Source organism: Enterobacter cloacae complex sp. I3 (assembly GCF_014896175.1).
GTDB classification, from domain to species: Bacteria; Pseudomonadota; Gammaproteobacteria; order Enterobacterales; family Enterobacteriaceae; genus Enterobacter; species Enterobacter bugandensis.
Genome location: NZ_JADBQZ010000013.1, coordinates 135,445 through 142,430 on the forward strand (window position 1 = coordinate 135,445; position 6,986 = coordinate 142,430).

A 6,986-nucleotide genomic window follows, 5' to 3' on the forward strand; every position below is an offset into this window, starting at 1 on the left:
TCTTTTTAATTATGCGTGTGGAGTCGTTACGCCTTCGCAGGCGGCATGGTACTGCTGGAGTATGTCCTGAATGTGGTCAATGATGAGTTCCCGCGGCGTTGACTTGAGAGCGCCCTCGCGAACTTTGCTGTACTGCAACGGCAAATACTGGCTGATAAGCGGCAGCGGAATGGGGTCGTCTGCCAGATTGCGCACCAGTCGTTCAAAGGCATCGTCAATCTGGCTGTCCGGCCAGTAATAGCGCACGCGGTCGGAGTAGCTGTAGCCGCGGGCCAGGCGTCGGGCATTGCCGTCACCGTGATAGTGGCTTTGCCAGTATTCCGGGCGATCGAGCATCACGTTTTCCAGAACGTGACGCAGGCCCGAGCTGGCTTTCGCCGGGAGCAGTTCTTCTTCAATGGCGGCCAGTGAGAACAGCGCTTCACGCAGGGCAAAGGTCAGGGCAGGGCCGACTTTTAAAATAGCGAAGTGATCGTTCACCAGCTGGCGCAGCGCCTGTTGCGTCTGGTAATCGGTAGAGTGTGCTTCAAATACCAGCGTGTCGTAGGCTTCAACCATTTTGCTCAGCGCGACGGCTTTATGTGGCTGATAGTCACAAACGTGCGCATGGTCGAACTCAACGCCGGGCTGAACCACCAGGCCAATAATGCGCGGCCAGATGTCGCTTAACCCTTCCTTCTCGAATGCGTGGCGGTGTGCCTCAAGCGTGGCGCGCGCCGCCTCTGGCGTCGTGACCTCAAGCTCGGTCAGCGTTTCGTGCGCGCCGCCGGGAACCGGAACTTCCGTGCCGATAACGTAGACCAGATCGGCTACACCAAATTGCTCAAGACAGGTTGTTTCGGCAATTTTTGCCAGACGCGCGGCGCGCCCGGCAACGATCGCATCGGTTAAAGGAACCGGATCGTCTTCACAGGACATGCTGCAATCGAGGTGAATTTTTTTAAATCCGGCCGTCACGTAGTCCCTGATCAGATCGTCGGCGTTCGCCATCGCCTGCAAAGCCGGCAGGTTTTGCCAGCGGTTGGGCCCTAAATGATCGCCGCCGAGGATCAGCTGTGACGTCGGGAAACCAAGCGAGTCCGCCAACTGGCAGACAAACCCGTGAAAATCAGCGGGCGTCATGCCGGTATAGCCGCCAAACTGATCCACCTGGTTTGAGGTGGCTTCAATCAGCAGTGGCGTTTGGCGTGAATGGGCGTAACGAATGGCAGCTTCAAGTACCAGTGGATGTGCGGAACAGACGGCATAAATCCCGTTTGCATTCCCCCGTTTATGTTGTTCCACCATTTCTGTCAGATGTTTCACTTTCCTCTCCATTTCGGATGGTAATGATTTTTATCTTTCGTTTTGTTTCATTTAATCCTGCATTATGGCGGTGTAAAAATAAAACGAAAGATAATGGTTTTCCGATCTGTTTCACAAAAGAAACACAATGAAAGGTTTCAGCTGTTCACAGGCTTGCGTATGTCCTCCAGACAGCGCTTGCATTCGCTAAAAAGAAAGGCGTTAATAGACAAAACGAAATGAAATGAAAGTTTATTGATTAAGGATCTCGTATGAGCAGCAGCGATTCATCCGCAGAGAAGCGCATCACCGGCACCAGTGAAAGGCGGGAGCAGATCATTCAGCGGTTGCGGGCGCAGGGAAGCGTGCAGGTTAACGATCTGTCTCATCTGTACGGCGTATCGACGGTGACGATCCGTAACGATCTGGCGTTTCTGGAAAAGCAGGGCATCGCCGTTCGTGCCTACGGCGGGGCGCTGATCTGCGAAGGGAATGCGCCTGGCATCGAGCCTTCCGTTGAGGATAAAAGCTCGCTCAATACGGCGGTGAAGCGCAGCATCGCTCAGGCCGCCGCCGCGCTGGTGAAGCCGGGGCACCGCATTATTCTGGATTCCGGCACCACGACTTTTGAGATCGCTCGTATGCTGCGCCAGCACACGGATGTCATTGCGATGACTAACGGGATGAACGTGGCGAATGCGTTGCTGGAAGCAGAAGGGGTAGAGCTGCTGATGACCGGCGGGCACTTGCGGCGTCAGTCGCAGTCCTTCTACGGCGACCAGGCGGAACAGTCCTTACAGAATTATCACTTTGATCTGCTGTTCCTGGGCGTCGACGCTATCGATCTCGATCGCGGTGTGAGCACGCACAACGAGGATGAAGCACGCCTGAACCGCAAAATGTGCGAGGTGGCAGAGCGTATTATTGTCGTGACCGACTCCAGCAAGTTTAACCGCTCAAGCCTGCATAAAATCATTGATACGCAACGGATTGATATGATTATCGTTGATGAAGGTATTCCGGCGGAGAGTCTGGAAGGATTACGGAAAAGCGGGATTGAGGTGGTGTTGGTTTAAGATTTTTTACCCTCTCCCCTATAGGGAGAGGGAAGGCTGAGGGGCCATCACGTCACCGGCGCCGGGTTAAACACCGCCAGCTGGTTATGCAATCCCCACTGGTCCGAGAAGGTTTTCTTCCGCCCGCTCGCTACGTCCAGAATAAAATGGAACAGCTTCCAGCCCACGTCCTCAATACTCTCTTCCCCGGTGGCGATGGTGCCCGCGTTGATATCCATTAAGTCATACCAACGGTTTGCCAGCTCGGTGCGCGTCGCCATCTTGATCACCGGGACCGCCATCAGCCCGTACGGCGTGCCGCGCCCGGTGGTAAAGACCTGCACTGTAATACCAGAGGCCACCTGCTGGGTGCCGCACACAAAATCGCTGGCAGGTGTTGCCGCATAAATAAGGCCGCGCCTGGTTGGCCGCTGGCCCGGAGAGAGCACTTCCACAATCGCGCTCTGGCCGGATTTGGCAATCGAACCGAGGGCTTTTTCCACCACGTTCGCCAGGCCGCCTTTCTTGTTGCCCGGCGAAGGGTTGGCGCTGCGGTCCGTTTTGCCCATATCAAGATAATTATCGTACCAGGCCATCTCCTCCAGCAGGCGTTTGCCCACCTCTTCGTTGACTGCGCGCGGCGTCAGCAGATGGATGGCGTCACGCACTTCGGTTACCTCGGAGAACATCACCGTGGCGCCGCAGCGAACCAGCAGATCGGACGCATAGCCCACTGCCGGGTTGGCCGTCACGCCGGAAAACGCATCGCTGCCGCCGCATTGTGTTCCCACCACCAGTTCCGACGCCGGACACGTTTCGCGCTGGCGGCGGTTGAGTTTGTCCAGATGATGCTCTGCTACCTGCAAAATATCGTCGACCATTGAACGAAAACCAACGTGGCGCACGTCCTGCAGGCGCACGATGCTGGCCCCGTCAGCCGGGATGGCTTTGACATCTTCGGTGCCCTGAAGCAGGCGCTCTGGCTGCAATTTTTCACAGCCGAGACCGATTACCATCACCTCGCCGCCAAAGTTCGGATTTAGGGCGATATTGTGGATAGTACGGATCGGCACGACCGCCGCGGGCGCATTGATCGCTACGCCGCAGCCGTACAGGTGGTTAAGACCCACCACGCCGTCGACGTTCGGGTACTTTGGCAGCAGATCGCGTTCAATGATTTTCACCACGTAATCCACCACGCCCGCCACGCAGTGCACGCTGGTGGTAATGCCGAGCAGGTTTTTGGTGCCGACGCTACCGTCCGCATTGCGGTAGCCTTCAAAGGTATAGCCCTCCAGCGGCGGCAAAGCTTCAGGAACGCGGGTCGCCAGCGGAAGCGTATTCAGCGGCGGTGCTTCTGGCAGCGCCACCAGCGACTCCTCAATCCAGCTACCCTGCGGGATAGCGCTTACCGCATAGCCGATGACTTCGCCGTAGCGTACGATTTCACCGTGGACAGGAATATCGACCAACGCGACCTTGTGCCCCTGCGGAATATGCTCAATCAGCTCCAGCCCGTCCGGGAAGCGGGTGCCTGCTTTTAAGCCATTGTCGTTGACAATAATCGCCACGTTATCCGTATCGTGAACCTTAATATAAAACGCCGTCGGGGGTGCCTCTCTAATTGCAATATCGGTCATTATTCACTCTTCTCCGGCAAAGTTTCAGCTATGAAAAATAACTCGTTGGATAATCGTTTTCTTAACGTAGAAATAAAGCATGTCAGGAGAAGAAAAGTGAAAATGTGATCGCGATCGTTTCAGGCGGACTAATCCTTGATTCTGTGCATTAGCGCCCACTGCTTTGTGCATATGCTCAAAATAGCATTGAGATGTAACGCAATACTTGAGCATCAAAACAATGTGCTGACGTGTAGAGCCGATTATACTGAATGACGATTTTATAACGCCACCATTCAGTCAGAGAAATAAATATAAAGAATCTGTTCTGGAATAAATATTACTGGCGAAAACTGCGGAATTAAAAAAGGGTTAAGTGATGAATAACGATATCTTCCCGAATAAGTTTAAAGCTGCCCTCGCGGCGCAACAGATTCAGATTGGCTGTTGGTCCGCGCTGGCAAACCCTATCAGCACCGAAGTGTTAGGCCTGGCCGGATTCGACTGGCTGGTGCTGGACGGCGAGCACGCGCCGAACGATATCAGCACCTTTATTCCGCAGCTGATGGCGCTGAAAGGTAGCCCCAGCACTCCGGTGGTGCGCGTGCCAACTAACGAGCCGGTGATTATCAAGCGTCTGCTGGATATCGGGTTCTACAATTTCCTGATCCCGTTTGTGGAAACGGAAGAACAGGCGGCGCTGGCCGTGGCCTCTACGCGCTATCCGCCGGAAGGGATCCGCGGCGTCTCGGTATCGCACCGCGCCAACATGTTTGGCACCGTGCCGGACTATTTCGCCCAGTCCAATAGCAACATCACTATTCTGGTTCAGATTGAAAGCCAGCAGGGCGTTGATAACGTCGATGCGATTGCAGCCACAGACGGCGTGGACGGTATCTTCGTCGGTCCAAGCGATCTGGCTGCGGCGTTTGGGCATCTGGGCAACGCCAGCCACCCGGACGTACAGCGCGCAATACAGCACATCTTTGCCCGCGCCAAAGCGCACGGCAAACCGTGCGGCATTCTGGCGCCGGTTGAAGCCGATGCTCGCCGCTACCTGGAGTGGGGAGCCACGTTCGTTGCCGTCGGCAGCGACCTCGGCGTGTTCCGCTCAGCGACGCAGAAATTAGCGGACGCTTTTAAAAAATAACCATTATTGAGGAAACAGATTATGACGCTGAAAGTGGGTTTTATTGGTCTTGGGATCATGGGTAAACCAATGAGTAAGAACCTGATTAAAGCGGGTTACTCACTGGTGGTATCCGATCACAATCAACAGTCTGTGGCTGAGGTGATGGCGGCGGGCGCGGAAACAGCTACTACCCCTAAAGCCATTGCTGAGCAGTGCGATGTCATCATCACCATGCTGCCAAATTCCCCTCACGTCAAAGAGGTCGCGCTTGGGGAGAACGGCATCATCGAAGGTACGAAGCCAGGCCTGGTGCTGATTGATATGAGCTCTATCGCCCCGCTCGCGAGCCGTGAAATCAGCGAGGCGTTAAAAGCGAAGGGCGTAGAGATGCTGGATGCGCCCGTCAGCGGCGGCGAGCCGAAAGCCATCGACGGTACCCTGTCGGTGATGGTGGGCGGCGATAAGGCCGTGTTCGACAAATACTATGACCTGATGAAAGCGATGGCAGGCTCCGTAGTGCATACCGGAGACATTGGCGCGGGCAACGTTACCAAGCTCGCGAACCAGGTGATTGTGGCGCTGAACATTGCCGCCATGTCTGAAGCGCTGGCGCTGGCAACGAAGGCGGGCGTCAATCCGGACCTGGTTTATCAGGCAATCCGTGGCGGTCTGGCGGGCAGTACGGTGCTGGATGCCAAAGCGCCGATGGTGATGGATCGTAATTTCAAACCCGGTTTCCGCATTGATCTGCACATCAAAGATCTGGCGAACGCGCTGGATACGTCTCACGGCGTGGGTGCACAGCTGCCGCTGACCGCTGCGGTTATGGAGATGATGCAGGCGCTGCGTGCGGATGGCCTGGGTACGGCCGATCACAGCGCGATTGCGTGCTACTACGAAAAACTGGCGAAGGTGGAAGTGGCGCGTTAATAGCATCTTGCCCGCACCTGAGGGTGACAGCGGCGCGCAAACCCTCTATACTGCGCGCCGAAGCTGACCAGACAGTCGCCGCTTCGTCGTCGTCCCTTTCGGGGGAGACGGGCGGAGGGGAGGAAAGTCCGGGCTCCATAGGGCAGGGTGCCAGGTAACGCCTGGGGGGGAAACCCACGACCAGTGCAACAGAGAGCAAACCGCCGATGGCCCGCGCAAGCGGGATCAGGTAAGGGTGAAAGGGTGCGGTAAGAGCGCACCGCGCGGCTGGTAACAGTCCGTGGCACGGTAAACTCCACCCGGAGCAAGGCCAAATAGGGGTTCACATGGTACGGCCCGTACTGAACCCGGGTAGGCTGCTTGAGCCAGTGAGCGATTGCTGGCCTAGATGAATGACTGTCCACGACAGAACCCGGCTTATCGGTCAGCTTCAACTCCTTCCAGAACCCCGCTTCGGCGGGGTTTTTTGCTTTTAGGGTTTCGTATCCCAGGTATGTGCATCGCCACCCGGCAACTCGTACAAACGACATCAATTCTCATATTTGCGACATTAAGCACATTTCACTGCATGACCCTTTCTGGCATCGCTATGCCTACCGCAAACGATCGTTATCACAAAATTTCACCCTAAAAAATGGTGAATTTACAGTATTGTTAATTTGTTGCGAATGTTAACTGAACGATCGCAAATATTTTCTTATTTGATATAAACATATTGAAATTAAAAACATTCAGGCTATGAATGTGTGACGTATTCCACTGTTTATAAAAAGCTGTCCAAAAATCCTCTGCAAAATTTGATAATTTGAAAGAATGTTTAAAAGGAATAACGGTTATTTATTGGCCTTTAATTGTCTGAAAGTCCGTCTTTATTGATTTATTTAACGCAGATAAATTTATCAAGATTATCTACATAAAATAAATTTATTACTTCTGATTTTATTGATCGATATCTGAGTAATTCTT

5 protein-coding genes and 1 other RNA gene are annotated in these 6,986 nt (G+C 54.4%); 4 read left to right on the forward strand and 2 right to left on the reverse strand.

The genetic code is table 11. The features are described 5' to 3' along the window. Positions 1-9: 9 nt before the first annotated feature. Positions 10-1,317, reverse strand: coding sequence for a tagatose-bisphosphate aldolase subunit KbaZ (gene kbaZ / locus IM271_RS12325; protein WP_193052658.1), 1,308 nt, complete (start codon positions 1,315-1,317; stop codon positions 10-12). Positions 1,318-1,556: 239 nt separating this feature from the next. Here kbaZ and IM271_RS12330 point away from each other — a divergent pair, with 239 nt between their 5' ends. Then, positions 1,557-2,360: a DeoR family transcriptional regulator gene (locus tag IM271_RS12330; protein ID WP_048999518.1), complete on the forward strand. Its 804-nt coding sequence runs from the start codon at positions 1,557-1,559 to the stop codon at positions 2,358-2,360. Between the two features lie 47 nt (positions 2,361-2,407). Here IM271_RS12330 and garD read toward each other — a convergent pair whose 3' ends face one another. Then, a complete protein-coding gene (garD, locus tag IM271_RS12335) occupies positions 2,408-3,979 on the reverse strand; it encodes a galactarate dehydratase (RefSeq protein WP_048999517.1) in 1,572 nt (523 codons plus the stop codon). Between the two features lie 358 nt (positions 3,980-4,337). On the opposite strand from garD, the gene garL reads away from it, so the two are divergent. The 3 genes from garL to rnpB all read left to right on the forward strand — a co-directional run bounded on the left by garL (position 4,338) and on the right by rnpB (position 6,456). Then, positions 4,338-5,108: a 2-dehydro-3-deoxyglucarate aldolase gene (gene garL, locus IM271_RS12340; protein WP_193052659.1), complete on the forward strand. Its 771-nt coding sequence runs from the start codon at positions 4,338-4,340 to the stop codon at positions 5,106-5,108. A gap of 21 nt (positions 5,109-5,129) precedes the next feature. Further along, entirely contained in the window at positions 5,130-6,020 is an 891-nt protein-coding gene (gene garR / locus IM271_RS12345) for a 2-hydroxy-3-oxopropionate reductase (protein ID WP_193052660.1), read from the forward strand. A gap of 59 nt (positions 6,021-6,079) precedes the next feature. After that, positions 6,080-6,456, forward strand: an RNA gene (rnpB, locus tag IM271_RS12350) — RNase P RNA component class A. Positions 6,457-6,986: the final 530 nt, after the last annotated feature.

What these genes read in the sequence shown, in the direction of transcription:
- kbaZ (WP_193052658.1), bottom strand. Translation starts at nt 1,317, where the DNA reads ATGGAGAGGAAAGTGAAACATCTGACAGAAATGGTGGAACAACATAAA.
- IM271_RS12330 (WP_048999518.1), top strand. Translation starts at nt 1,557, where the DNA reads ATGAGCAGCAGCGATTCATCCGCAGAGAAGCGCATCACCGGCACCAGT.
- garD (WP_048999517.1), bottom strand. Translation starts at nt 3,979, where the DNA reads ATGACCGATATTGCAATTAGAGAGGCACCCCCGACGGCGTTTTATATT.
- garL (WP_193052659.1), top strand. Translation starts at nt 4,338, where the DNA reads ATGAATAACGATATCTTCCCGAATAAGTTTAAAGCTGCCCTCGCGGCG.
- garR (WP_193052660.1), top strand. Translation starts at nt 5,130, where the DNA reads ATGACGCTGAAAGTGGGTTTTATTGGTCTTGGGATCATGGGTAAACCA.